Annotated in this window: 18 protein-coding genes; 10 read left to right on the top strand and 8 right to left on the bottom strand. The window is 72.4% G+C overall.

Annotated elements, in window-relative coordinates:
• Positions 1-176: 176 nt before the first annotated feature.
• Entirely contained in the window at positions 177-1997 is a 1821-nt protein-coding gene (locus F4562_RS11205) for a gamma-glutamyltransferase family protein (protein ID WP_184538923.1), read from the top strand.
• Positions 1998-2045: 48 nt separating this feature from the next.
• Here F4562_RS11205 and F4562_RS11200 read toward each other — a convergent pair whose 3' ends face one another.
• Positions 2046-3503: a flavin-containing monooxygenase gene (locus F4562_RS11200; protein ID WP_184538925.1), complete on the bottom strand. Its 1458-nt coding sequence runs from the start codon at positions 3501-3503 to the stop codon at positions 2046-2048.
• Positions 3504-3769: 266 nt separating this feature from the next.
• Positions 3770-3946, bottom strand: coding sequence for a hypothetical protein (locus F4562_RS11195; RefSeq protein ID WP_184538927.1), 177 nt, complete (start codon positions 3944-3946; stop codon positions 3770-3772).
• Between the two features lie 187 nt (positions 3947-4133).
• Between F4562_RS11195 and F4562_RS11190 the strand changes: the two genes are divergently transcribed.
• Both F4562_RS11190 and F4562_RS11185 read left to right on the top strand, forming a co-directional pair.
• Positions 4134-4886, top strand: coding sequence for an SURF1 family protein (locus F4562_RS11190; RefSeq protein WP_184538929.1), 753 nt, complete (start codon positions 4134-4136; stop codon positions 4884-4886).
• Between the two features lie 70 nt (positions 4887-4956).
• Positions 4957-5268 carry a DUF3817 domain-containing protein gene (locus F4562_RS11185; protein WP_184538931.1) on the top strand — a complete coding sequence of 104 codons (312 nt, stop codon included), beginning with the start codon at positions 4957-4959 and terminating at the stop codon, positions 5266-5268.
• Positions 5269-5379: 111 nt separating this feature from the next.
• Here the strand turns inward: F4562_RS11185 and F4562_RS11180 are convergent, their stop codons facing one another.
• From F4562_RS11180 to F4562_RS11165, 4 genes are all read right to left on the bottom strand, one after another.
• Positions 5380-5571 carry a tail-anchor membrane protein gene (locus tag F4562_RS11180; protein WP_184538933.1) on the bottom strand — a complete coding sequence of 64 codons (192 nt, stop codon included), beginning with the start codon at positions 5569-5571 and terminating at the stop codon, positions 5380-5382.
• A 109-nt stretch (positions 5572-5680) separates the two neighbouring features.
• Positions 5681-7369 (bottom strand): serine/threonine-protein kinase, encoded by a 1689-nt coding sequence (locus F4562_RS11175; RefSeq protein ID WP_184538935.1) that lies wholly within the window; start codon positions 7367-7369, stop codon positions 5681-5683.
• Entirely contained in the window at positions 7362-9416 is a 2055-nt protein-coding gene (locus F4562_RS11170; RefSeq protein ID WP_184538937.1) for a serine/threonine protein kinase, read from the bottom strand. Before F4562_RS11170 ends, F4562_RS11175 begins: the two co-directional genes overlap by 8 nt.
• On the bottom strand, positions 9413-11104 hold the full coding sequence (locus tag F4562_RS11165) for a serine/threonine-protein kinase (protein ID WP_184538939.1): 1692 nt from the start codon (positions 11102-11104) through the stop codon (positions 9413-9415). The genes F4562_RS11170 and F4562_RS11165 overlap by 4 nt, the downstream gene beginning before the upstream one ends.
• A 343-nt stretch (positions 11105-11447) precedes the next feature.
• Between F4562_RS11165 and F4562_RS11160 the strand changes: the two genes are divergently transcribed.
• Together F4562_RS11160 and F4562_RS35775 are read left to right on the top strand one after the other, a co-directional pair.
• Positions 11448-12137: a response regulator transcription factor gene (locus F4562_RS11160; RefSeq protein ID WP_221206159.1), complete on the top strand. Its 690-nt coding sequence runs from the start codon at positions 11448-11450 to the stop codon at positions 12135-12137.
• Positions 12138-12231: 94 nt separating this feature from the next.
• On the top strand, positions 12232-15765 hold the full coding sequence (locus tag F4562_RS35775) for a DUF4153 domain-containing protein (protein WP_281402935.1): 3534 nt from the start codon (positions 12232-12234) through the stop codon (positions 15763-15765).
• A gap of 205 nt (positions 15766-15970) precedes the next feature.
• On the opposite strand, the gene F4562_RS11150 is transcribed toward F4562_RS35775, so the two are convergent.
• Complete coding sequence (locus F4562_RS11150) at positions 15971-17665, bottom strand: glycosyl hydrolase family 8 (RefSeq protein WP_311733848.1); 1695 nt, start codon at positions 17663-17665, stop codon at positions 15971-15973.
• 448 nt (positions 17666-18113) lie between these two features.
• Here F4562_RS11150 and F4562_RS11145 point away from each other — a divergent pair, with 448 nt between their 5' ends.
• From F4562_RS11145 to F4562_RS11130, 4 genes are all read left to right on the top strand, one after another.
• On the top strand, positions 18114-19637 hold the full coding sequence (locus F4562_RS11145) for an N-acyl-D-amino-acid deacylase family protein (protein WP_184538947.1): 1524 nt from the start codon (positions 18114-18116) through the stop codon (positions 19635-19637).
• 262 nt (positions 19638-19899) lie between these two features.
• A complete protein-coding gene (locus F4562_RS11140; protein WP_184538949.1) occupies positions 19900-21009 on the top strand; it encodes an alanine racemase in 1110 nt (369 codons plus the stop codon).
• A gap of 41 nt (positions 21010-21050) precedes the next feature.
• A complete protein-coding gene (locus F4562_RS11135; protein ID WP_184538952.1) occupies positions 21051-21437 on the top strand; it encodes a Rid family detoxifying hydrolase in 387 nt (128 codons plus the stop codon).
• Positions 21438-21468: 31 nt separating this feature from the next.
• Positions 21469-22680 (top strand): hypothetical protein, encoded by a 1212-nt coding sequence (locus F4562_RS11130; RefSeq protein WP_184538954.1) that lies wholly within the window; start codon positions 21469-21471, stop codon positions 22678-22680.
• Here F4562_RS11130 and F4562_RS11125 read toward each other — a convergent pair.
• A complete protein-coding gene (locus F4562_RS11125; RefSeq protein WP_184538956.1) occupies positions 22638-23228 on the bottom strand; it encodes a TetR/AcrR family transcriptional regulator in 591 nt (196 codons plus the stop codon). The two genes, F4562_RS11130 and F4562_RS11125, sit on opposite strands and share 43 nt — an antisense overlap.
• 66 nt (positions 23229-23294) lie before the next feature.
• Between F4562_RS11125 and F4562_RS11120 the strand changes: the two genes are divergently transcribed.
• Positions 23295-24071 (top strand): alpha/beta hydrolase, encoded by a 777-nt coding sequence (locus F4562_RS11120; RefSeq protein WP_184538958.1) that lies wholly within the window; start codon positions 23295-23297, stop codon positions 24069-24071.
• The last annotated feature ends 183 nt before the right edge of the window (positions 24072-24254 follow it).

Raw genomic sequence — 24254 nt, 5'->3', positions numbered from 1 at the left:
CGCGGGAGGAAGCCGCCGGGTCCGCCCGGCCCATCCGGTCCGCCGGGTCCGCTCGGTCCGCCGGGTGGAACGGCGGTGGATCACAGCCGCGGGGCGGCGATGGATCGGAGCCGCGCCGTCGGGGAAGGGGCTGACAAGGCTTACGGGCTGAGTCAAGCTGTCAGCGGGAGGTCATCATGATCTATCGTCGTTTAGCCGTTCCCCTCGCCGGGATGCTGGTGGGAGGGTCCACCGTGTTCGTCCAGCCGGCGGTGGCGTCCCCGCCGATGACGGCGTCCGCACCGGCGGTCGCACCGGCGTCCGCACTGACGGCTGTGCCGCCGGCCGGCCCGGCGGAGAAGAAAGCCGTCGCCGAGGGGTACGGCGGGGCGGTCTCGACCGTCGACCTCGACGCCAGCCGGGCCGCCCTGGACGTGCTGCGCGAGGGCGGCAACGCGATGGACGCGGCGGTCGCGGCGGCGGCGGTGCTGGGCGTGACCGAGCCCTACTCCGCCGGGCTGGCCGGGGGAGGGTTCATCGTCTACTACGACGCGCGCCGCAAGAAGGTGCACACCGTCGACGGCCGCGAGACCGCCCCCCGGGCGATGGGCCCGGCGTCCCTGGAGGGCATCCCGTTCGAGGAGGCCGTGACCAGCGGCCTGTCGGCCGGGGTGCCCGGCAGTGTGGCGCAGTGGGAGCTGGCGCTGCGCCGGTTCGGCACGCTCTCGCTGCGGCAGGCGCTGCGGCCCGCGATCCGGGTCGCCGAGAAGGGGTTCACCGTCGACCAGACGTTCCACGACCAGACCGCCGCCAACGCCGCGCGGTTCAAGGACTTCACCTCCACCGCCGGGCTCTTCCTGCCCGGCGGCGCCCCGCCGCCCGTCGGCTCCACCTTCCGCAACCCCGAGCTGGCCGGCACCTACCGCAGGCTGGGCAGGGAGGGCGGCGACTGGCTGTACGGCGGCACCCTCGGCGCGGAGATCGTGGCCACGGTCAAGAAGCCGCCGGTCGTCGCCGGGTCCACCCGCAACGTGCGTCCGGGGCTGATGGAGCTGTCCGACCTGCGGGCCTACCGCGCGCTCGAACGGCCGCCCACGAAGACGACCTACAGGGGCATGGACGTCTACGGCATGGCACCCCCCTCCTCGGGCGGGTCGACGGTCGGCGAGGCGCTCAACATCCTGGAGGCCCTGCCGGAGGTCGGCCCGCACGAGTATCTGGAGGCGTCCCGGCTCTCCTTCGCCGACCGCGGCAAGTACGTCGGCGACATCCCGGGCGTGCCGCTGAGGCAGCTGCTGTCGGACGGGTTCGCCAAGGAACGGGCCTGTCTGGTCGGTGAGCGGGCGATGTCCCACCCGGCCGCGCCGGGCACCCCCGACGGGACCTACGACCCCTGCCCGGCCGTGCCCACCGCGCCACCGGCGCAGGCCACCCCGGCGGCCGAGGAGGGGCCGGAGACCACCCACCTGGTGGTCGTCGACCGCTGGAACAACGTGGTCGCCTACAACATCACCATCGAGTCGACCGGCGGCAACGGCATCGTCGTCCCCGGCCGGGGTTTCCTGCTCAACAACGAGCTGACCGACTTCACCTTCGGTCCGGCCCCCGGTGACCCGAACCTCCCCGGGCCGGGCAAGCGGCCCCGCTCCTCGATGGCCCCGACGATCGTCCTGTCGGACGGCAGGCCGCTGCTCGCGCTGGGTTCCCCCGGCGGTTCGACGATCATCACCACGGTGCTGCAGGTCCTGTTCAACCGCTGGGAGCTCGGCATGACGCTGCCCGAGGCGCTCGCCGCCCCGCGCGCGACCCAGCGCAACACCGCCCAGACCCAGGCCGAGCCGGGTTTCCTCGACCGCTACGGCGCCGAGCTGACGGCCAGGGGCCACAGCTTCGCGCCGAACCCCGAGATCGGCGCGGCCACCGCGGTGGAGTTCCTGCGCGGCGGCATGCTCCAGGCGGTGGCCGAGCCGGTCAGGCGCGGCGGCGGCAGCGCGCTGGTGGTGCGGGAACACCGCTAGACGGCACCCACACCCGCCGCGCTGTTCCCGCCTCCCCCGCCGTGCGGATCAGTGGATCAGCTCGTACGCCTCGGGCTTCACCTTCCGGGTACGTGCCCAGTACTCGAAGGTGAAGCCCGGCCAGAGGGTGCGGTTGACGCCGTGCTCGTCCAGGTACCAGCTTCTGCAGCCGCCCTCGTTCCAGACCAGCCGCTCCAGGCGGCGGCGCAGGCGGTCGTTGTAGTGGCGTTGCGCCTGGGAACGGACGTCCAGGGCCCTCGCCCCGGTCCTCGACAGCAGGCGCAGGCACTCGATCACGTACCGGACCTGGGACTCGATCATGAAGACGACCGAGTTGTGGCCCAGGCCGGTGTTGGGGCCGAGCAGGAAGAACAGGTTCGGGAATCCGGCGGTGACGACGCCGTGGTACGCCTCGACGCCGTCCCGCCACGCCTCCTGGATCGTCCTGCCCGCCCTGCCGGTGATCCGCTGCTCGCCGAGCGCGTCGGTCACCCTGAAGCCCGTGCCGTAGATGATCACATCGATCGGTGTCTCCCTGCCGGTGGAGTCGACGATCGAGTTCTCCCGGATCTCCCGCACCCCGTCGGTGATCACCTCGACGTCGTCCCGGCACAGCGCCGGGTAGTAGTCGTTGGAGATCAGGACGCGTTTGCAGCCGATCGTGTAGTCGGGCGTCAGCTTGGCGCGCAGGACCGGGTCGGGCACCTGCCGGGTGAGGTGGCGCAGGGCCGCCTCCTGGTGGGCCCTCATCAGGCGCGGGTCGACGGTGAAGCCCAGCGCGCGGGTCTCCAGCACCCAGTAGATCGCGTTGCGCAGCGTGCGGGCGGCCCCCGGTAGGCGCAGCAGCCTCCTGGCCCGGGGGGAGAACGGGAAGTCGGGCTTGGGGTGGATCCACGGGGGCGTCCGCTGGAAGAGGTGGAGGCGGGCGACCCGCCCGGCGATCTCGGGAACGAACTGGACGGCCGACGCGCCGGTGCCGATGACCGCGACCCGTTTACCGGTCAGGTCGACCGAGTGATCCCATCCGGCCGAGTGGAAGGCGGGGCCGCGGAAGCTCTCGCGGCCGGGGATCTCCGGGTACGACGGCACGTGCAGCGCGCCGATGCCCGCGACGACCGCGTTGCTGGTGAGGGTCTCCCCGCCGGCGAGGCGGACCTTCCAGTCACGGGCCGCGTCGTCGTACGCCATCTCGACGAACTCCGAGCCCAGGCGCAGATGCGGTGCCAGGCCGTACTTGTCGACGCAGTCCCGCATGTACCGCCAGATCTCGGCCCGGGGGGAGAACATCCGCGACCAGCCGGGGTTGAGCTCGTAGGAGAAGGAGTACATGTGCGAGGGGATGTCGCAGGCGCAGCCCGGGTAGGTGTTGTCCCGCCAGGTGCCCCCTATCTCGGCGGCCTTCTCCAGGATCACGAAGTCGTGGTAGCCGGCTTCCTTGAGCTTGATCGCCATACCCAGGCCGGCGAAGCCGGAACCGATGATCGTGATCCCCGGGCGGGTGGTCATGCGGCCTCCTTGCTGGCTGTTCCGGCGGGGTGCGGGTGGTGAACCCCGTGGAGGGGAGCCGCGGCGCGCGGCCGGGGCTGGGCCGGGACGGTGACGCCCGGTGCGGAGGTGCGGTGCGGCGGCCGCTCGGGAGGGCGACGGCAGCCGGAAGAGCGGTGGTCGGAAGGGCGGTGGTCGGAAGGCGGTGGTCGGAAGGGCGGTGGCCGGTCGGGGAAATGCGAGAAGCGCCGAGGGCGAGGCCGTCGGCGCTGGCGGGTATCGGAGAACTAGAGCAGCAGGTAGGCGACCACGGCCACGACGACCAGCACCGCGACGACGACGGCCACCGTGATCGGCAGGGCGAGCGACTGCTTCTCGGGGGCGGCTTCCGGGTCCTTGCGCTCGGCGAACGCACGGAACGCCTGGGTGTTGCCCGCGGGGTCAATATGCTGAGGGTCAGACATGAGGAAGACTTTAGCGATATTCAGCGCTCTCCCGTCACCGGTTTGTGCCACTTTCGCGCCGGGTCGGCGCGGTGTTCCCACCTGACCGGTGACGGGTGAGCCTCCGACAGACGCGCGGGGCGGCGTCCGAGGCGGCCGGGGCGATCCTGAGCACCGGACCGCCCACCGCGGCGGATAGCGTGGTGTCATGCTCCGGATCCTGTTCTCGCCCCGCCTGGTGGCGCTCCACCTGCTCGCGATAGGGGCACTCGTCGTGTGCGGGTTGCTGGGCCGGTGGCAGCTCGGGGTCTTCGAGGAGTCGGGCAGGCCCCACGCGGTGCTCGACCCGGCGCCGGTGGCGGTCTCGACCCTCAGTCAGCCCGGCAGGCACCTGACCGCCGACGCGGTCAGCCGCCAGGTGACCGCCGAGGGCACCTTCGACGCCGCCAAGCAGCTCCTGGTGGCCGAGCGCGACGGGGGCCTGTGGCTGCTGACCCCGCTCGACCTGGGCGACGGCACACAGATCCCCGTCGTACGCGGCTGGGTGCCCGCCGCAGGAGACCCCGCGACGGCCGTGCCCGAGGGCAGGGTGACCGTCACCGGCCGGCTGCGGCCCTCGGAGAGCACCGACAGCGTGCAGCGCCGCGTCAGGCAGTTGCCGCCGGGACAGGTGCTGACCGTGTCGTCGGCCGAGCTGATCAATCTCTGGCCGGGGACGAAGCTGCGCAACGGGTTCGTGGTGGCCACCGCGCAGTCTCCGGCCCCCGTGGTCGCGGCCCGGCCGGTGAACGTCTCCCCGCCGACCGAGTCCGGCGTGCTCACCTGGCGAAACCTCGCCTACGCCGCCCAGTGGTGGATCTTCGGGTTGTTCGCGGTTTTCATGTGGTGGCACTTCGTCCGCGACGCCCTGCGCGGCCGGGCACAGGAACGAGACCCCGATCCCGAACCGGCCGCCGTCTGACCCCGTCCGTCCCGGTCGTCCCCCGGGCCCAGCCGCAAGACGTCCCCATTCAAGACCGAGGTAGATAACCGTGGAATCCGCTCTCAAACCCTTCCGCATCCTGGCCTACATCGTCGGCGTGATGCTGCTCGTCCTGGTCGTGTGCATCGTGCTCAGGTACGGGTTCGGCATCGAGGGGCCCTCGCAGTTCGTCTCCCCGATCCACGGCTTCCTCTACATGCTCTACCTCGTGGCGGTCATGAACCTGGGCATGAAGGCCCGCTGGTCCTGGCAGTACATCGTGGGCGTGATGCTCGCGGGCACGGTGCCGTTGCTCTCGTTCGTGTTCGAGCGTAAGGTCACCCACCGGGTCGAGGCCGAGCTCGCGGCGTCGGCCGCCTGAGTTCCCCACTGCGGGCGGTCGCGACGGACCGCCCGCGGGGCCTTCTCGCGGGGCCGCTCCACTGCCCCGCTCCGCCGGGGCCGTCCCGGGGCGGGGGCATGGCCTGGGGCGTCAGCGCTGGATGCCGCGCCTGCGGATCCGCTTGAGGCGCCGGCGCTGGGACGGGTCGAGCATCAGATAACCGACGACCGGGGCGGCGATGACGCCCAGCAGGACCAGCAGGGTCACGAAGCCGGGCATGAAGATCCATGACAGGAAGACCACTGCCCCGGCGCCGAGGGCGTACTTCTGGATGGGCGACATCCTCAACATCCTCCGAACGCGGGGCGGTCGCCCCGTCTGTAGTTCATTCTGCGTCGCTCAGTCAACGAGCGGGAGGCCCGCCGGGGTTCCATCCGAGATATATCGCAATTTATCGCCGTTTCAGTTCCCCGGCGACGAGCCGGGCGGTCCGCAGGGTGGTCCGGCGCAGCCCGGCGGTGAGGGGCCGGTCCGTCGCCGACAGGTTCACCTCGACCAGCAGGTTGCTGTACCGGAAGCGGAGCACGCTGGAGTTGATGTAGTCCAGCGAGGTCACGTCGTAGGTGAACGCCTCCTCGCCGACGCCGCGGACGTCCCTGAGCGGGTTCACCGAGCCCAGCGGGCCCTGCCCCGCGTCGGCCGCGATCCTGCTCCGCTCGGAGGCGAAGAAGGAACGCGCGGTCTCGGGGCCGTTCTTGCCGGGGGTCGGCCGGTGCGGGGTCAGGGAGACGCGGATCCTGAGGTCGCCGCCGGAGTCGTCCCAGGTGCAGGACGCCTCCTCGTCGCCCGTGGCCGGAATCCCGCGCGGGGAGGCACCGGGGATCACGGCCCCGGCCTGCGCGTCGGTCAGCAGGGAGCACGGGTCGGGGGCGGTGGCGAACCGTCCGGGATCGGCGGGGTTCGCCGGGGCCGCCGGGCCGGTCCGGCCCGTCGAGGTCGCGGGTTCCGTCGAGGCCGTGGGCCCCGCTGAGGTCGCGGGTCCCGCTGACGCCACCCGGCCCGCCGAAGCCGCGGGGTCGGCGTGGCCACCGCGGGTGGTCAGCAGTACCGTCGCGGCCACCCCGGCCGCCACCACCGCCAGCGCCGTTCCGGCGACGGCCCCGGTACGGCGTGGTCCGGCGGGCGAGGCGGCCCGCGTCCCCGCAGCGGGCACCGGCCGGGACTCCGTCCGCGGCTCCGCCTCCCGGTGTTCCGCCTCCTGGTGTTCCGTCTCCCGGGACTGCGCGGGCGGGGAGAGCGGCTCCACGGGCAGCCCTCGGGCGACCTGGTGCAGAGCCCTGCGCAGGCCGGGCCCGCCGGGACGGTGCCCGGGGTCCCTGGCCAGCATCGCCAGCAGCACCGGGGCCAGCTCCCCGGCGCGGGAAGGGAAGGGGGCCTCCTGCGTGAGCACCGCGCCGAGGGCGGCGACCGGGGTGGCGCGCTGGAAGGGACCCCGCCCCTCGACGGCCGCGTACAGGGTGGCGCCCAGCGACCACAGGTCGGCGCCCGGACCGTCACCGACGCCGCGCAGCCGTTCCGGGGCGATGTAGCCGGGGGAGCCGACCAGCGCGTCGGGCGAGGTGAGCTGGACGTCGCCCTCCAGGGTGGCGATGCCGAAGTCGGTCAGCAGCACCTCGCCGTCGTCCGACAGCATGATGTTGGCTGGCTTCACGTCGCGGTGCATGATGCCCCGGCTGTGCGCGAGGGTCAGCGCGTCCAGCACGGCCAGTCCGATCGAGGCCACCCGCCGCGGCGGCAGCGGTCCCCCGGCGCGGATCACCTGGTCCAGTGAGCGGCCCCTAACCAGGTCCATGACGATCCACGGCCGGTCGTCCTGGTCGACGACGTCGTGCACGGCCACGATGGACGGGTGGGCCAGCCGGGCGGCGGCGCGGGCCTCCCGCAAGGTGCGCTTCAGCGTCTCGGCGCGCTGCGCCTCGGGCAGGTTCGGATCGAGCCTGACCTCCTTGATCGCCACTTCGCGGTGGAGGAGTTCGTCACGGGCCCGCCAGACCACCCCCATTCCGCCCGCGCCGAGCTGTTCGAGTGCCCGGTAACGTCGGGCGAGCACGGGCAGCGGGCCGGTCGCGGAGTCAGTCATCGCTCTTCAGCGACGCGGTGAGCCAGCGCGCGGCCTGCACCGCACCCGCGGCGATCTTCCCGTCGGGGTCGTCCTTGACGCCACCCCGCTCGTACTCGACCTCGGCGATCAGGTTGCTGATCCGGAAGACCACGGTCGTCTTGTAGGACCCGCCGTACAGGTTGATGGTGCTGTGGCCGCCGGAGACGAACGCCTCCTCCCCGACCCCCCGCAGATCCTTGGGCGGGGCGGGTCGCGGAGTGGAGAGCAAGCCCTTGTCGAGCATGTCCTTCTTCTTGCCGGCCAGGTACTCCCTGGCCCGGGTGACCTCCGACCCGTTCTGCTTCTGGGCGATCAGCCGGACCCGCAGGTCGTACTTCTCGACGTTGGGGTTGCGCCAGTCGTGCCGGTTGAGCCAGTCGCACGCGGCGCGTTCGACCTCCGAACTGGTGAAGTTCGGTACGAGTTCGGCGGCCTGTTCGTCGCTGAGCAGGCTGCAGGCCCGGGGAGCCGACGCGAAGCGGCCCTTCGGACCGGAGGGCTCGGCGGCGAAGTCGTCCGAGCCGGCGATCACCGGGGCGAGCAGGACGCCGATGGTCACCGCCATGCCGAACAGCAGGACACCGGTCAGCGCCACGACCGGCCGGGGTACGAGCACGCCCGCGGAGCGCTCCGAACGCCCGGCCGGCTCCGTCGTCTCCTCCCGCGCCGGTCCGGTGGTCTCCTCCCGCGCCGAGTCGGTCTCGTGTGCCGAGTCGGTTTCGCGCGCCGTGTCGGTCTCGTGCGCGGCCCTGGGCCCGGCGGGCCGGTTCCGTGGTGGGAGGGCTTCCCGTGCCGTTTCGGGTCCGGCCGGCCGGTTCCACGACGGGCCGGCCTCCCGCGCCGCCTCGGACGGGATCATCGGTACGTCCGGAGCGGTGGCGGGCACGGCCGGCCGGGCGTCCGGTACGTCGGTGGGATGCGGCCCGGAGGGCGTGACGGCCGTCTGCTCGGCCAGGTGCTTCCTGACGGGGACCGTCGCCTCCGCCGCCGGAACGGGCGGAACCGGTGGAACCAGCGGAACGGGCGGAACGGCTCCGTCCCACCCGGGCCGTGCCGTCCCGGGACCGGAAAGGTGCGGCGCGGAAGGGCCCAGGGTCGAGGTGCGGGACGTGGGAGGAAGCGGAGGGACTGCGGCGGGGTGAGGTGAAGGAGGGGTGGGGGAGACCACGGGGTGATGGGGGGCGGCAGGAGCGGCGGAGCCGGAAGGGTGGGGGATGGGGGAGCCGGGAGGGTGGGGAATGGGGGAACCGGTGCCGTGAGGTGCTTGCCGGTCCGGAACGCGAGACCCGGGACCGGCCTGATCGGGAGCACCGGGAGCACCGGGGACACCGGAAGCACCGGAAGCACCGGGAGTATCGCGGGCCTCGGGGGCACGGTGGGCCGGCGACGCGGTGCGGTGGCGGGAGATGTCGAGCAGGGCGTTGCGCACGCCACCGGGGTCGGGGCGGTGCGCGGGGTCGCGTGCGAGCAGCCCGAACAGGAGCGAGGCGATCGGACCCGCGTTGTCCAGGGAGCCGCCGGGGGACGGTGGGCGTCCCTGGACGGCGGTGTAGAGGGTGGCGCCGAGGGACCACAGGTCGGCGGCGGGGCTGGTCACCCCCTCGGGAGAGGTGTAGGCCGGGGACGGCAGCGACGGGCCCGCGAGGACGACCCGGTCGTGGGGACCGAGCATCACGGTGCTCGGCCGTACGTCGCCGTGGAGCATGCCGCGGTTGTGCAGGGCCACGAGCTGGTCCAGCACGGCCAGGCCGATCACCGCGGCCCGCTGCGGCGACAGCGGCCCGGACCTGCCGACCACCTGTTCCAGCGAGATCTGCGCCGGTGCGTTCGCTCCCTCGGGTCCGCCCGTGCCGGATCCGGCGGACCCGGTACCGATCGGCCCGGTGCCCGCGGGACCGGTGCCACCGGCCGGTCCGGTGCCCGCGGTGCCGGATCCGGTGCCGGGGAGCTCTGGTCCGGCGAGTCCGGTGCCGGCGGGCCCGCCGGAGTGCCTGCCCTGCGACCGAGGGATGTCTGGCTGGTTCATCCGCCCGCCTTCTGCTTGTTCAGCGCGTTCGCGACCCAGGTTGCGACGGTGTGGGCGCCCTTCCGGATCGCGGGGCCGTCCTTACTGCCGTCCACCACGGTGTAGCCGATGTCGAGGACGAGGTTGTCCACGCGCATGACCACGTAGCTCTGTTCGAGTCTGCCGGTCTTCCGGTTCTCGTAGACGTCGTAGCCGAACGCCTCGTCCCCGGTGGATTTCACGGCCAGCGGACCCGTGGAGCGGGCGGATCGGACGCCCGCCTGGATGTCCGACCAGCTCCATGCGTTCTGTCCACTGGGGATGGTGCTGTTACGCCTGTTCACGAACAACTCGTGGGCCTGCCGAGGGCTCTTGCCCCACTGTTTGGCGTTGGAGAGCCTCACCTCCACCCCCATGCCCGTGGCCTCCCATCGGCAGCCTCCGTCGTTGGTCGGCTTGCCCTCGCCGGCCAGGGTCGGCAGCAGCTGTTTCGCCCTGCTCGCGGGGAACAGCCCGCACAGGTCGACCGGTGTGGCGAAGGCCCCCGGTCTCTCGCTGAACGCGACCGGCCTTTCCCGCACCGGTTCTCCTCGGAGCAGGAGGACCGCACCGAGGGTGGCGCCGGCGACCACTGCGACTCCCGCCACCTCGGCGGTGATCCACAACAGTGTGCGTCTGCTGTTCGGCGCGGGGTTCGCGGGTACCGGCCGGGGATGCTCCGAGGGGAACCGCGCGGTGGAGGAGAGCTCGGCGGAACCCGCGGAACCCATGGGGACGGAGCCTGCGGAAGCGGGGCCGGGGGAGGCGGAACCGGTGGAAACGGGGCTCGCGGTGTGACTCGCGACGGGACCGGTCGTGGCGGAGCCCGGGGTGACGGAACCGGCCGCGCGACCGGCGGTCAGCTCTCCCAGGGCATGGGCGACGGCGTCGAACGACGGCCGGGCTTCGGGCGCGGGGTCGAGCATGAGCATCAGCAGCGGCGCCAGCGGGCCCGCGCGTTCCGGCGGCCTGGGCGGCTCGGTCAGCACCCGGCCGATCGCCGCGACGGGGGTCGCCGCGGGATGCGGTGGCACGCCCTCGACGGCGAAGTAGAGCGTGGCGCCCAGGGACCACAGGTCGGAGACGGGGCCGCCACGCTCGCCCCGCAGGCGTTCTGGCGCGATGTAGTTGGGGGAGCCGACCAGGCGTCCGGTCCGGTCCACGGTGGCCTCGCCGTCGACCACGGCGATGCCGAAGTCGGTGAGGACGGCCTTGCCGGTCCTGGTGAGGAAGACGTTGCCCGGTTTGACATCCCGGTGGATCACCCCGGCCGCGTGGGCGGTGATCAGCGCGCTGAGGATGCCCGCGCCGACCCTGGCCACCTGGCGCGCCGGCAGCGGGCTCCGGTCACGGACGGTCCTGTCGAGGGAGGCGCCCGACAGCAGCTCCATGACGATCCACGGGCGGTCCTGCTCGATGACGACGTCGTGGACGGTCACGATCGAGGGGTGCTTGAGCCGGGCGGCCAGGTGCGCCTCCCGGAGTGCGGTGGTGGTGACCTCCTGCCGCCTGGCGGGGTCGAGGTCCGGCGGGAACCGGATCTCCTTGATCGCCACATCGCGGCCGAGCATTTCGTCGGCGGCGCGCCATACCGTGCCCGACCCGCCCTCACCGAGGGGGTCGAGCAGGCGGTAACGGCCCGCCAGCACTCGCGTCTCGATCCCGCTCACCCCGTTCCTCATCCCGTTGCGGACAGCAACATAGCCATTTAGCGGCATATGAACCAACGAACAAGCGGGTCTTCTCTTCCGCTGGTTCCGGGCTTCCACCTTCATGCCGCCGGTTCGCCCGCACGGTCCGTCACGACTCGCCCGTAGGGCTCCTGACGGTGTGCCCGTACGGCCCCGCACGGCGTGCCCGCGCGGCTTCTGACGGCGTGCCCGCGCGGTCTCTCACCACCCGGAAGAAAGGCCGGTAGGGCGAGGAGTGAGCTGGTTTGTGTTTCGGCATATGCGCAAAACCTTCACAATTTCCCGCCAGTCTTCTGCACAGCCCGGGTTTACGCTGCCCGACATGGCAACCCCTCAACAACGACGTGTCCTCGTGGTCGAGGATGACGAGACGATCGCGCGGGCCGTACGTCACCGGCTGACCGCGGAGGGCTTCGACGTCCGGGTCGTCGGGGACGGGGAGGCGGCGTTGGGCGTCTACGCGAAGATCGGCCCCGACGTGGTGGTGCTCGACCGGCTGCTGCCCGGCCTCGACGGGCTGGAGGTCTGCCGCCGTATGCAGGCGGCCCGGCCCGTGCCGGTGCTCATGCTCACCGCGCTGGGCGAGGAGACCGACCTGCTGGTGGGACTGGGGGTCGGAGCCGACGACTACATGGCCAAACCGTTCAGCATGCGTGAGCTGGTCGCGAGGGTGCACGCCCTGCTGCGCCGGGTCGAGCGGGCCTCGCAGCTCGCCGTGGACGACACGGTCATCCGCGTCGCCGACATCGAGATCGACACCTCCGAGCGCCGCGTCTACGTGCGGGGTGCCGAGGCCCAGCTGACCAGGACCGAGTTCGACCTGCTCTGCCGTCTCGCCGAACGACCGGGTCAGGTCTTCGAGCGGGAACGGTTGCTGGCCGACATCTGGGGCTTCTCCGAGGCGGCCGCCACCCGCACGGTCGACAGCCACGTGCGGGCCCTGCGCCGCAAGCTCGGCCCCGGTGTGGTGCGGACCGTCCACGGGGTCGGCTACGCCCTCGTCCGGGCGTGAACTCATGACCCGTTCTCCCACTCGAACACTCTGACGTCCTTTCCTCCAGCACCGCCACACCCCTGCTCACTACTTCACCGGGATGCGCCGACCATTGAGACCCCTCGACTTCCTCGGCCGGATCAAGGTCAAGCTCGGCATGGTGATCCTTCTGGCCGTCCTGGCGGCGTTCGTCGTCAACGAGGTCGGCATCAACGCCGGCTACTCGCGCGACGTCCGCGTCGCGGTGGCGGCGGCGTTCGCCCTGCTCCTGGTGCAGTTGCTCGCGCGGGGGATGACCAAGCCGCTGCGTGAGATGGCCGCCGCCGCGCAGACCATCGCCAAGGGCCGGTACGGGTTGCGGGTCACCGCGACCTCGCGCGACGAGGTCGGCGAACTCGCCCGCGCGTTCAACGCCATGGCCGCCGACCTGGGGGAGGTGGACCGGCAGCGGCGGGAACTGGTGGCCAACGTCAGCCACGAGCTCCGCACGCCGATCACCGCCCTGCGCGCGGTGCTGGAGAACGTGGTCGACGGGGTCTCCGATCCCGACCCCGCCACGCTCGGCACCGCGCTCGCCCAGACCGAACGACTGGGTCGGCTCGTCGCGCAGCTGCTCGACCTCTCCCGGCTGGAGTCCGGGGCCAGACGGATCGAGCTTGAGGACGTCGAGCTGCGCGAACTGGGAGAACAGGCCCTGCGTGAGGCCGTACTGGCCAGGGAGGGCGTCACCGCCCGCTGCGAGGTCCCCGCGGGACTGAGCCTGCGCGCCGACCCCGACCTGCTCGCGCAGGTCCTCGCGAACCTGCTGGACAACGCGGTACGGCACAGTCCCGGCGGCGGGGTCGTGGTGCTGGCGGCGAACGCCCGGGGCGACGGGGTCCGGCTCCGGGTCAGCGATCAGGGACCGGGCATCGCGCCAGAGGACCGGGCACGGGCGTTCGAGCGCTTCTCCCGTCTCGACGCCGGACGGACCGCCGACGCGGGCGGCGCCGGACTCGGTCTGGCCATCACCAAAGAGATCGTCGAGCTTCACGGCGGCTCCATCCGCTTCGAGGACGGCATCGGCTGCCACGTGGTGGCCGACCTGCCAGGAAGGATCACGATGAGCACCTCACCTCCCCCCGGTGCCGGCAGGGGGGCACCCGTCGTCCCACAGGACGGCGGGGTCGCGGAAGACCAGGCCCCTGCCCTCCCCGCTCCGGAAGAGACCGACCACCCCTCCGGGGCCCCGCAGCCCCCGGATACCGGCGATCCCTCCGGCCCCGGTACGGCACCCGCCCCCGGCAGGGCCGCCGCAGCCGCCGAGGCCGGCGCGGTGTCCGGCGGCGACGAGGACGGCGACGCCGGGGAAAGCACGGCGGCCGGCCGTGCGAAGGTGGAACCGGACGGCACGAAGGCGGAACCGGGTGGCGCGGAGACCGGGGATGCGGCCGGCGGCGCGAAGACGGGGGCGGGTGGTACAGAGGCCGGGGCCGTGAAGCCGGGTGGCGCGGAGGCCGGCGCGGTGTCCGGCGGCGCGAAGACGAGTCCGGGCGGTACACAGGTCGCCGGCCCTCCCACGCCGCCGGGCCCGTCGTCGCCGTTTCGTGCGGCCGGGGATGACCGGTACGGGCAGACATACGGGCAGACATACGGGCAGACACCGGTGCGGAACTGGACCGGGGCGGTCATCGGGCTCTTCCTCGGGGGCACCCTCGGCCTGATCTGCGCCGTGGTCGTCGGTATCGCGCTCGGGCGTGTGGACGAACTGCTGGGGCTGCTCGTCTCCATGGGCATCCTGCTGATCGGCGGGTTCGTCGGCACGGTCATCGGTGCCACCACCCCCTCCAACGACCTGTGGACCGGTCAGCAGGCACCCCCGCGACGTCACCCGGCGCGGGACCCCGGCGTACCGGCCGTGTCGCCGGCGGTGAACAAGCCGCCGGCGACGGTGACCGGACACCGCGCGGAGACGGCAGCGTCCGCGGGAGGGGGCACGAGCGGGGGCACGCCCGCGCGAGGGGTCTCATCCGCGGGGAGGACCGTACCGGTCAAGGCGACCGTGCCGGCCGGGAAGGCCGGGGCCGGCGGGAAGAACACGACCACGGGGGTGACAGGACCGGCTGAGAAGACTGTGTCCGCTGTGTCCGCTGTGTCCGCTGTTCCCTCCGGAGCCGCCTGGCCCGGCGGACCCGGCACGTATCAGGCGCCGCCGGTTCTTCCCCGGCCGGAACTGCCGGACACCCCGCGGTGGCTGCTTCCGGCGGTGGCAGCCGTCGGTCTGCTGGCCGCGTTCGCGATCCCGGACAGCAGGGCGGGGCTGGGACTCGTACTGGTGGCCGTGGCCATGGGGCTCGCGGTGCTCCCCGCGGTGCGCGACAGGATCACCCCGTGGTCGGCGGGCCTGGGGGCGATCGCGTACGGGCTGGTCGTGATGGTGATGTTCAGGGACGCCGACTGGCTGGTCGGCCTGCTCCTGCTCGCCGGGTTCCTCCTGGCCGCGCTGGCCCTGTCGGGGATCGGAAGCGGCTGGCTCGGGGTGCTCAGGGGCGGGGCGTCGATGATCATCGGGTTGCTGCCGCTGCCGTGGTTCCTCGCGGCGCCGCTGAAGGGGATGGTGAGGCGGAGGAGACTGGTCCCCGTACTTCTGGGAGGCGGGTTGACCCTGGTGCTGCTGGTCGTCTTCGGAGCGTTGTTCGCCTCGGCGGACGCGGTCTTCGCCGAAGCCGTCGAGCAGGTGCTCACCCCGCAGGAGTGGATGAGGACGCTACCGGTCCGCATCGTGCTGTTCGCGGTCTTCGCCGTCGCCGTGGCCTCCGCCGTCCTGGTGGCCCTGCGGCCCGCCGCCGAGCCCAAGTCGCCGGACCTGCGGATCGCGGTCAGCCGAGGGCTCTGGGTGACCCCGCTGGCCGCGCTCAACCTGCTGTTCGCCACGTTCGTGGCGATGCAGCTGACCACGTTGTTCGGCGGTGCCCAGCGGGTGGTGTCCGCCACGGGTCTCACCTACGCCGAGTACGCGCGCTCCGGGTTCTTCCAGCTCCTCATCGTCAGCGTGTTCGTCCTGGCCATCGTGGCGGTCGCCACCGGTGCCGTGGAGCTGCGCGACTCCGACCGGTGGCTGATGGCCGGGCTGCTCGGGCTGCTGTGCGCGCTGACCCTGGTGATCCTGTTCTCCGCGATGCACCGGTTGGGCCTCTACGTCGACGCCTACGGGTTCACCCGGTTGCGGGCCACGGTGGGGGCGGCCATCTGGTGGCTGGCCGGGGTGTTCGGGCTGGTCCTCGTCGCCGGCGCGGTACGCCTCACCCGGCGCGGTCACGCGGGCTGGCTGCCCAGGACCCTGGTGCTGATGACCGGTGTGTCGCTGCTGGCGTTCGCGGGCTGGAACCCCGACCTGCGGGTCGCGGAGACCCAGCTCGCCGTACGGGGGGTGAACCACATCGACCTGGCGTATCTGGCCGGCCTCGGGGCCGAGGCGGTTCCTGCCCTGGACCGGTTGCCGGAGCCGACCCGCAGCTGTGTGCTGCGGGAGGTGGTCGCGGCCAACGACCTCGACGGGACCGATCCGTGGAACAGCTGGAACCTGGCCCGGCGGCAGGCACGGGAACTGCTCGAACGGCGACCGGTCAAGGATCTCATCTGTCTCCCGATCGTGTCGCGGGACTGACCCGGGACCGGTGCGGCTCCCTTCCCGGGGGCAGGGAGCCGCACCGGTCCTTCCGGCGGTCTTCCCGGCCTTCCGGGGGCAGGAAGCCGTACCGGTCCTTCCGGGGCGGGCAACCGCACCGGCCGCGCGTCCCGCGCAGGCGGGGGTCACGGTGATCGGGCGGCCCGCCGCGCGCACCGCGGCGGACACGTCACCGTGTGCCGGGTCAGGGCACCCAGTGGTTGCCGGTCACGGTGATCATGACCTGGAGCTGGATGCTGGTGGAGAAGTAGTCGTCGGACGTGAACGGGGCGTTGAGCATCTTGTTCCACAGGGCGTCCAGCCACGCCTGGCTGCCCGGGTCGGTCATCGCCGCCACCGCGAACGGGGCGAAGTAGGCCGGTTCGCTGCCGCTGGAGATCTGGGAACCGCCGAGGGAGTAACCGATGCCGATCTTGTTCGGGTCGCCGCCGGTCTTGCTCTTGATCCAGGTGTTCAGCTTGCGCGCGGCGGCGAGTGACTTGGCGTCGCCGCTGGTCACCGCGTCGTCGCCGATCCGCCACGGGTCACGGCAGGCGTTCCACCAGTACTTGCCGTCGTTGGGGTCCTCCAGGACCTGCTTCGGCGCGGGTTTCGGGGTGGTGTTGGTGTCGACCACGAAGTCGGCCAGCAGGCCCGTGTTGGGGGCGTAGGTCGCCTGCTGGGAGGCGATCAGGTTCTGGTGGTTGACGCGGACGGTGTCCCAGGTCGCGTCGCCGGTGGCCTTCCGGAACGCCCGGAAGTGGTCGATCATCCAGTCCGAGGAGCGGCTGATCCAGTAGTACTCGTCGCCGGCGCTGGTCCAGTCGCCGAGCTTCATCAGCTTGGTCGTCGGGTTGACCTCGCCCGCCTTGATGGCGTTGATGCGGTCGACCGCGAGCTTCTTGTAGTTGTAGGTGCCGGAACTGCCCCACTGCCGGTCGGCCAGGAGCAGGCCGTAGGCCACGTCCAGGTCGCCGTCGGTGGCCGAGTCACTGCCGTTGACGCTCTTGCAGGAGGCGTCCTGCTCGGCGGCGAGCAGGCCGGGGGTGATCGACGAGGGGTGGGCCAGGACGTACTTCAGCAGGCCGTCGAAGATCTTCTTCGCGTCCGGGTCGGCCCCGGCCATCGTGGCGGTGATCACCATGCCGTAGCCCTGCGCCTCGGCCACGTACGGGTGGTCGGCGTCGGGGGAGATGATCTGGTACCAGCCGTTGCCGCAGTTCTGCTTGACGAAGGCGGACTTCCAGCGCCGGTAGTAGTCGACCACCTTCTGGTCGAGCGTGGCCTGCGCGCCGCTGGGCCGGAGCATTCCGGCCACGTACGGGATCTTGTGGGAGCCGAACGGCACGCCGGGGCCGCCGGTGGTCGGGGTGATCGTGGGGGTCGGGGACGCCCCCCCGGTGTGGCCGTAGACCTCCATCTCGTACAGCGAGTAGCCGTACGCGGTGCCGCGGGCCGTGCCGTACATCCGCACGTAGCGGCCGGTGCCGGACAGGGTCAGGTCGTCGGTGCCGCCGTCGCCGGCGGTGGTCGAGTAGACGGTGGTCCAGGTCGACCCGTCGGGGGAGGTCTCGATCCGGTAGGCCTTGCCGTAGGCCGCCTCCCAGGTCAGTTTGACCCGGGAGAGGGTGGCCGAGGCGCCGAGGTCGACGCGGAGCCACTCGGGGTCGTGACCCTCGGCGGACGCCCAGCGCGTGGCGGGGTCGCCGTCGAAGGCACCGGCTGAGTCCAGGGTGGCGTCCTCGTGGGAGGAGGACGTCGCCGGACGGCCCTGGGAGAGCAGGGAGTCGGCGGCGTGGCCGGGCAGGGCGGTCAGCACGCATGCCGAGGCGACCAGCGTCGATGTCAGAGCCAGAGCGGAGGCGGCGGGGAGGTGGAGGAGGCGCGGTCTCGCACGCACAGGGAGTTCCCTCTCTGCGATCATCTAGTTAGGAAAGGTTCCTAACTAGATGAGATGGCACCACCGTTGGCGCGCCACGGTCAAGAGGGTGAAGGCCGGAATTCCCGGAGATTCGGACGGGCGGCAGCGTGGAGCCATCGGACGGATGATTTCTCCTGATCCGAAATAGCCGTTCCGGAAGGTTATTAAGTCCTCTCCTGGGTGGCGTCGTGTTCTCGGACGTGGTGGTCGCGGTCCCGGGTGTGGTGGTCGTGTTCTCGGGCGTGGTGGTTCCGGATGCCCGGGACGCGCTCCGGCGGGGTGTCGTCCGGAAGGTCGGCGGGATGTCCTTCGGAAGGCCCGGTGGAGTGTCCTTTGGAAGGCCGGGCGGGATGTCGTTCCGAAGGCCCGCGGGGTGTCCTTCGGAAGGTGGATGCGGCCGGTGCGCTCCGGGTGGTTGAATCCGGGCATGTCGTTCGACGTGTTGATCAAGGGCGGCTGGGTGCTCGACGGCACGGGCGCCCCCGCCCACCGGGCCGACGTCGGTGTCACCGGCGACCGGATCGCCGCCGTCGGCCGCCTGGACGGCGCCGACGCCGCGACCCTGGTCGACGCCACCGGGCGTCACGTCATGCCCGGCCTGATCGACTGTCACGCGCACGGCGACGCCCTCGTCCTGGACAAGGAAGTGCAGCTCGCCGCGCTCCGCCAGGGGGTGACCACCTTCGTCCTCGGGCAGGACGGCCTGTCCTACGCACCCACGACCACCCCGGCGGCCTTCGCCTACGCCACCCGCTACTTCGCGGCCGTCAACGGTGTCCACCCGTCCGCCGACGGGCCGCTCGGCGTCGCGGAGCTGCTCGCCGGCTATGACCGGGCCACCGCGCTGAACACCGCCTACCTGCTGCCGCACGGCACGATCCGTTACGACGTGATGGGCGCCGCCGAGCGGCCGGCCTCCGCCGGCGAGCTGGCCGCCATGCTCGGCCGCGTCGAGCGCGGCCTGTCGGAGGGTGCGGTGGGGCTGTCCACCGGCCTGGAGTACGCCCCGGGACGCTACGCCGACGCCGCGGAGATCGCCGCGCTCTGCGCGCCGCTCGGCCGCCTGCCGTACGTGACGCACATGCGCGGGTACGGCGCCCGCGCGCAGGCGGGCATGGCCGAGGTGGCCGACATCGCGCGGCGGTCCGGCGCGGCCGTGCACGTCTCGCACTACCACGGCCCGGCGGCCACGTTGCTGCCGCTCGTCGACGACGCCCGGGGCCGGGGGCTGGACGTCACCTTCGACACCTACCCCTACCTGAGAGGCAGCACGATCCTGGCGATGGTCGCGCTGCCCCCGTGGATCCCGGCCGCCGACACCGACCGGGCACTGGAGCTGCTGGAGTCGGAACCGATCGACTGGGACGAAACCCTCTGGCCGAGGATCACCTTCTCCCACGTGCCGGGCGCCGAGTGGGCCGAAGGGCTGACGCTGCCCGAGGCCGCCGCCGAGGCCGCCCTGACGCCCGGGGAGTTCTGCCGCAGGGTCCTGATCGACACCCGGTTGGAGGCCGGGTGCGTGGCGGCCCGCCCGGACGAGGGCCCCGAGGGCGAGGAGTCGGTCCGGGCGATCCTGCGCCACCCCGCCCACACCGGCGGCTCCGACGGCATCTACGTGGGCGGCCACCCCCACCCTCGCGGCTACGGGGCCTTCGCGCGCATGCTCGGCCACCACGTCCGCGAGACCGGAGACTGGACGTTGGAGCAGGCCGCCGTCCACCTCGCCTCGCACCCGGCCCGCCGTTTCGGCCTGGACGGCCGGGGGCTCATCCGCCCCGGCGGGGTCGCCGACCTGGTCGTCCTCGACGCGGGCTCGGTCGCGGACCTGGCCACGTACGCCGTCCCGCGCACCCCGGCCACCGGGATCGACGACGTCATCGTCTCCGGCGTCCGGGTCCTCGCCGCGGGAACGCTCACCGGGGCCACCCCCGGCCGGGCGTTACGGTCCTGAGCGGAGGCGATCCCGGGAGCTGCGGGGATCCTGCGGGGATCCTGCGGGGATCACGGTCCCGGAGGCCATGGCGAAGCCCACGGCGAGGACCACGATCCTGAGGGATGCGGGGTCCTGGAGACAGGGATGCGGTCCTGGGGACAGAAGACGTGAAGGCTGCGGATAAGGTCCTCACAGTGACACCGGGGCCGGGGAGACCTCCCGCGCCGAGCAGAGGCCGTCGGGCACACCGGGTCGGGGACGTCGTCGAGAGGGATGAGACGTGAAGGGGATCGTGGATCCCGAGGGGGCGATCGGGTCCTCGCTGTTCGGCGGGGCGTTCACCTTCCCCGTGATGGTGGCGCGTCGCTCCGCGCTGGAGCACAACATCGCCACGCTCGCGGCCTTCGCGCGGGAGCACGGCCTGCTCTTCGCCCCGCACGCCAAGACCACCATGTCCCCCGAGCTGGTCAGGGCACAGCTCGACGCGGGCGCGTGGGGGATGACCGCCGCCACCCCGAGCCAGGTGCTCACCCTGCGGGAGTTCGGCGTCTCCCGGATCGTCCTGGCCAACCAGGTCTTCGACCCGGCCGGGCTCGACGCCATCGCCGCGCAGCTGGCCGCCGACGACTCCTTCGAGTTCCTGTGCTTCGCCGACTCGGTCGCCGGGATCGAGGCGCTCTCCCGGCACGCCGGGGCTCGGCCGTTCCAGGTGCTGGCCGAGCTGGGCCACCAGGGCGGGCGGGCCGGGAGCCGCACGCTCGGCGAGCTCCTGGAGGTCGCCGCCGCGGCCCAGGCCGCCGAGGGGGTGGAACTCGCCGGAGTCGCCGGATACGAAGGGGCGCTCGGGTCGGCCGGTGAGGTCCGGGCCTACCTGCACCGGCTGCTGGAGGCCCTCGAGCACCTGCGGGTGCGTGCCCCGATCCTGTCGGTCGGTGGCAGCCAGTGGTTCGACGTCATCGGCCGCGAGCTCGCAGCCTGCCAGGCCAGGATCGTGCTGCGCAGCGGCGCCTACATCTCCCACGACGACGGCTACTACCGCGAACGCACCCCGTACACCCGGATCGAGGGCGAGCTGCGGGCCGCGCTGGAGATCTGGGCACACGTGCTCAGCGTCCCGGAGCCCGGTCTGGCCGTCGTCGGGTTCGGCAAACGGGACGCCCCCTTCGACGAGGGGCTCCCGGTGCCGCGCGGGGCCGTCGCGGACGCGACGGTGCTCAAGGTCCAGGACCAGCACGCCATGCTGCGCCTGCCGCCCGGATCGCCGGTCAAGCCCGGCGACCTGGTCTGTTTCGGCATCTCCCATCCGTGCACCGCCTTCGACAAGTGGCGGGTCATGCCGGTGGTCGACGACGACTACGTGGTCGTCGACCTGATCAACACCTGTTTCTGATCCGGGCGAGTCCCGGTTCCCCCTCCCCTAGGAGCACGCAGATGAGCGACAAGCAGGAGCTGCGCACCGACGAGGGCGCCGCTCCCGTCGGGGCCTACTCGCAGGGCCTCGTGGTGGGCGACTTCGTCTACACCTCGGGCATGGGCCCGCTGAGCCCGGAGACCGGCGAGGTCGTCGGGGCCGACGTGGCGGAGCAGACCCACCAGGTGATGCGCAATCTTGGCGCGATCCTCGCCGCCCACGGGCTGGGCTTCGACGACGTGGTCAAGTCGACGGTTCACCTGCAGCACCTCAAGCGTGACTTCGCCGCCTACAACGAGGCGTACAAGTCCTATTTCACCCGCCCGTACCCCGTCCGCACGACCGTCGGCTCCGACCTGATGGACATCCTCGTCGAGATCGACTTCGTGGCGTACAAGGCGCGTTAGAGTCTGACCGACTTCGTGGGAAGGCGGCGGTGTGGACAGCTCGCTATACGTCTATGTCGAGGACGTACGCGGGGAGGGCCTGGAGGAGACCCTCGACCGGATCACCGGCTACGGCGTGGCGGGTGTGACCGTCGCCGCCGCCTGCCGTCACGCCCGTGACATCACCCCGCACGGCCGGACCCGCGTGACGATCCGCCGTGACGGCGTGCACTTCACACCGCCGGACGACCTGTTCGGTGGGCTCCGCCTCGTCCCGCCCATCCAGGACGGGGCCGATGAGGAGCCGCTGGCCGCCCTCCGCCTCGCCACCGCCCGGCGCGGGCTCGCCATGCACGGCTGGACCGTCTTCCTGCGGAACGCCACGCTCGGCCTGGCCGACCCGGACGTGACCGTGCGCAACTGCTTCGGCGACCGCGGCTCACCCGCGGACCTGTGCCCTGCCCACCCCGACGTCCGCCGGTACGCGGTCGCGCTGGGCAGGGCGGTGGCCAGGCAGGGCGTCGACAGTGTGGTCGCCGAGGCGCTGCACTTCGGCACCTTCGACCGGGGCCACCACCACGAGCGTGGTTTCGTCCCGCTCGGCCCGATGGACGTCTTCCTGCTGGGCCTGTGCTTCTGCGACTTCTGCATGCGCCGCGCCACCGAGCTGGGCGTCAACGCCGAAGTGGCGCGTGAGGAGTGCGCCAGGATCGTCGGCGGCGTGTTCGACGGCGACCCGCCCGTGCAGGGCGAGGTGACCCGCGCGGCGCTGACCGCCTACGCGGGGCCCGAGGTCGTCGCCTACGCGCGGGCCCGCTCCGAGGTGGTGACCTCGCTCGTCTCCGACGTCTCGGCGGCCGTCACCGGTGAGGGCTCCCGGCTGGTCTTCCTCGACGGCACCGGCGCGGTGAAGAGCTACGACGACGGCCCGCCCGCGCCGGGCCTCGCCGCCCACGAGGCCTGGCAGCTCGGCGTCGACCTGGTCGCGCTCGGTGACCTGGTGCCCTCGCTGGGCGTGCTCGCCTACACCCGCGACCCGGCCAGGGTCGCCGAGGAGGTGGCCGCCTACCGCCGGTCGACGGGCAAGGACCGGCAGTTGCGGGTGGTGCTCCGTCCCGGTCCGCCCGACACCGACACCGCCGGCGGCCTGGCCGCCAAGGTCCGCGCCGCCGGGGCCTCCGGCGCCGACGCGGTCGACTTCTACGCGTACGGTCTCATGCCCTACCCGGTTCTCGACCGCATCCCGGCGGCCCTCTCCGGCTGATCCGCGGCGCCGTCCAGGACGGCGCTCACCGCGCAGGCGGCGAAGCCGTCGTCCAGTGGTAGGCCGCGGAAGACCGCGCGCAGCCACACCGCGCCCGCGAGCAGGTCCATGATGAGTACGGGGTCTGCCGCCGCGGACAGCTCACCGCGTCCGCGGGCACGCTCGAAGACGATCTCCTCCCGGGCGAACCGGTCGGCGAAGAACGTCCGGGCGGTCTCGGCGAGCTCCGCGTGATGGACGGCGGCGCCGAGCGCGGCCACCGCGACGTCGGACGCCGGAGGCCGGGTGAGCAGCGCGGCGATCCCCCGCACCAGGGCCTCCAGATCTCCCCTGAGGCTTCCGGTGTCCGGCGGGTCCGTCGCGAGCAGGTCGGACTCGACCAAGGCCGCGGCGAGCAGCGCCGCCTTCGACGGCCACCAGCGGTAGATCGTGGTCTTGTTGACCCCGGACCGCTCGGCCACCCCCTCCACGGTCAGCCCCTGGTAGCCCTTGGCGGCGAGCAGTTCGAGCGTCGCCTGGAAGATCTGCTGTTCCTTGCGCGGTGCCATGGGTCCGACTATAACAACGCAACGGTGCGTTGTGTTTTAATCGTGGCAGTCAACCGGAGGTCCGACATGCTTCCCCTCGTCCTCGTGCACGGAGTCCGGGTCAGCGCGACCATGTGGAATCCGGTCGTCCCGCACCTCGGCCGTCCTACGGCGGCCGTCGACCTGCCGGGCCACGGCACCCGCAAGGGAGAGCCGTTCACCATGGGCACGGCGGCCTCCGCCGTCGCCGACGCGATCGACCGCCTCGGCGGCCGGGCGATCGTGGCCGGTCTGTCCCTCGGCGGGTACGTCGGCATCGCCGCCGCCGAGCGTTTCCCCGACCGGGTGGCGGGCCTGGTGGCGATGGGCTGCACGACCCGGGCTCCCCGCACGGGCGCCTCCGGCCCGGAGCACGGGGACACCCGGCCGGCGCCAGGCCGAAGCCGCCTTCGGGCGGTCCGGAGGCCGTCGTGGGCGGACGGCTACCGGATCGCCGCGTCGCTCGCCGCGCGCAACCCGTCCTTCGCCGACCGGCTCAGCGCGTACGCCCTGCGCCGCCTGTTCCCAGGCCCCGTCGGAGAGGCGTTCGTGGCGGGCGGACTGTCCTGCGAGGTACTGCCCCAGGTCGTCGAGGCCGTCACCGGTCACGACCAGCTCGCGGCGCTGGCCGCCTACCCGGGACGCGTGTGGCTGGTCAACGGCTCCCGCGACCCGTTCCGGGCGAACGAACGTGACTTCCTGCGGGCCTGCCGCGACGGAAGACTGATCCTCATACCCCGCCGCGGCCACCTGGGCGTGATGGCGGCCCCGAGACCGCTCGCCCGCCTGATCGGTGATCTGTGTGTCCAGGCGGAGGCGGCCTGAGAAGCCACCCCGCGGAGGCGCGGAGGTGCGAAGGCGCGGAGGCGCATGGTCAGGACCCCGTGAACCCGGTCGACTCCGTGGGCCCCGGGTCAGGGCTCTGTGGGCCCCGGTCGCTCCGTGAGCCCGGATCAGGGCCCCGTATGCCCGGTCAGGGCTCTGTGGGCTCGGTCAGGACCCGCTGCG

The organism is Streptosporangium becharense (genome assembly GCF_014204985.1).
GTDB lineage: Bacteria > Actinomycetota > Actinomycetes > Streptosporangiales > Streptosporangiaceae > Streptosporangium > Streptosporangium becharense.
This window is presented reverse-complemented; position numbering and strand designations above follow the sequence as displayed.

Coding starts and splice junctions, on each gene's coding strand:
- F4562_RS11205 (WP_184538923.1), top strand. CDS start 177: ATGATCTATCGTCGTTTAGCCGTTCCCCTCGCCGGGATGCTGGTGGGA.
- F4562_RS11200 (WP_184538925.1), bottom strand. CDS start 3,503: ATGACCACCCGCCCGGGGATCACGATCATCGGTTCCGGCTTCGCCGGC.
- F4562_RS11195 (WP_184538927.1), bottom strand. CDS start 3,946: ATGTCTGACCCTCAGCATATTGACCCCGCGGGCAACACCCAGGCGTTC.
- F4562_RS11190 (WP_184538929.1), top strand. CDS start 4,134: ATGCTCCGGATCCTGTTCTCGCCCCGCCTGGTGGCGCTCCACCTGCTC.
- F4562_RS11180 (WP_184538933.1), bottom strand. CDS start 5,571: ATGTCGCCCATCCAGAAGTACGCCCTCGGCGCCGGGGCAGTGGTCTTC.
- F4562_RS11175 (WP_184538935.1), bottom strand. CDS start 7,369: ATGACTGACTCCGCGACCGGCCCGCTGCCCGTGCTCGCCCGACGTTAC.
- F4562_RS11170 (WP_184538937.1), bottom strand. CDS start 9,416: ATGAACCAGCCAGACATCCCTCGGTCGCAGGGCAGGCACTCCGGCGGG.
- F4562_RS11160 (WP_221206159.1), top strand. CDS start 11,448: ATGGCAACCCCTCAACAACGACGTGTCCTCGTGGTCGAGGATGACGAG.
- F4562_RS11145 (WP_184538947.1), top strand. CDS start 18,114: ATGTCGTTCGACGTGTTGATCAAGGGCGGCTGGGTGCTCGACGGCACG.
- F4562_RS11135 (WP_184538952.1), top strand. CDS start 21,051: ATGAGCGACAAGCAGGAGCTGCGCACCGACGAGGGCGCCGCTCCCGTC.
- F4562_RS11125 (WP_184538956.1), bottom strand. CDS start 23,228: ATGGCACCGCGCAAGGAACAGCAGATCTTCCAGGCGACGCTCGAACTG.
- F4562_RS11120 (WP_184538958.1), top strand. CDS start 23,295: ATGCTTCCCCTCGTCCTCGTGCACGGAGTCCGGGTCAGCGCGACCATG.